The sequence below is a fragment of the Pseudomonadota bacterium genome (genome assembly GCA_010028905.1).
In the GTDB taxonomy this organism is placed as follows: domain Bacteria; phylum Vulcanimicrobiota; class Xenobia; order RGZZ01; family RGZZ01; genus RGZZ01.
Genome location: RGZZ01000919.1, coordinates 1 through 1057, shown reverse-complemented (window position 1 = coordinate 1057; position 1057 = coordinate 1). Strand labels below are relative to the sequence as shown.

Below are 1057 nucleotides of genomic sequence, written 5' to 3'. Positions count from 1 at the left end.
GTCGACCACCAGCAGCACGGTGAGCTCGCGCTCCTCCTCGTGCTTCTTCACGAACGGCCGACCGGTGCGCGCCGTCACGTTCCAGTCGATGGTTCGAACGTCGTCGCCGGGAAGGTACTCGCGCACCTCGGCGAACTCCACGCCCTGTCCTTTGAACAGGCTCTCGTACTTGCCCGCGAACACCTCTTCGACCAGCCGGGCGGTGGAGATCTCGATGCGTCGGATCCTTCGCCGCGTCTCCTCGTTCAGCAGTCCCGTCGGGTTGGGGGACTCCGTGTGAGGAGACGCAACCGCATCAATGGGTCGCTTCTCCATCTCAGCCATGGCTCAGGGCACCTCGATGGTGTCAAAGATCTGACGAAGAATCGATTCGGAGGTCATCTCCTCAGCCTCGGCTTCGTAGGTGGTGGCAAGACGATGGCGGAGCACATCGTAACCGATGGATTTCACGTCGTCCGGCGTCACGTAGGCGCGCCCTCGCAGAAACGCGTAGGCGCGAGACGCCTGCGCCAGGGCGAGACTGGCGCGGGGCGAGGCCCCGTAGGCGATGAGCGGCTTGAGTCGATCGAGCCGGAAGCGCTCCGGCGTGCGCGTAGCAAAGACCACATCGAGGATGTAGTTCTTCACCTTCTCGTCGAGATAGATCTGGGGGATGAGCTTGCGCACGCGAACCAGGTCGTCGGTTTCCATGACGGCCTGGGCGCGAGGCTCGTGCCCTCGCGTCATGCGATCGATGATCTGAGACTCTTCTTCACGCGTGGGGTAGTCGATCTTGATCTTGAGCATGAAGCGATCGACCTGCGCCTCGGGGAGCGGATAGGTGCCTTCCTGCTCGACCGGGTTCTGGGTCGCCATGACCAGAAACGGTGCGGGCAGCGAGAAGGTCTGCTCGCCCACCGTGACCTGCTTCTCCTGCATGGCTTCGAGCAGGGCGCTCTGCACCTTGGCCGGGGCGCGATTGATCTCGTCGGCCAGCACGAGGTTGGCGAACACCGGTCCCTGCTTCACCGAGAACTGACCGCTCTGGGGATTGTAGATGGTGGTTCCCACGAGATCT

Annotated in this window: 2 protein-coding genes; both read right to left on the bottom strand. The window is 63.0% G+C overall.

Annotated features, from left to right (window positions below; all coding sequences use genetic code 11):
* A partial coding sequence (locus EB084_26365; GenBank protein ID NDD31787.1) for a DUF58 domain-containing protein occupies nucleotides 1–252 on the bottom strand: 252 nt, incomplete at its 3' end.
* Between the two features lie 75 nt (nucleotides 253–327).
* Nucleotides 328–1057 (bottom strand): MoxR family ATPase (locus tag EB084_26360; protein NDD31786.1); only part of this gene is annotated, 730 nt, incomplete at its 5' end.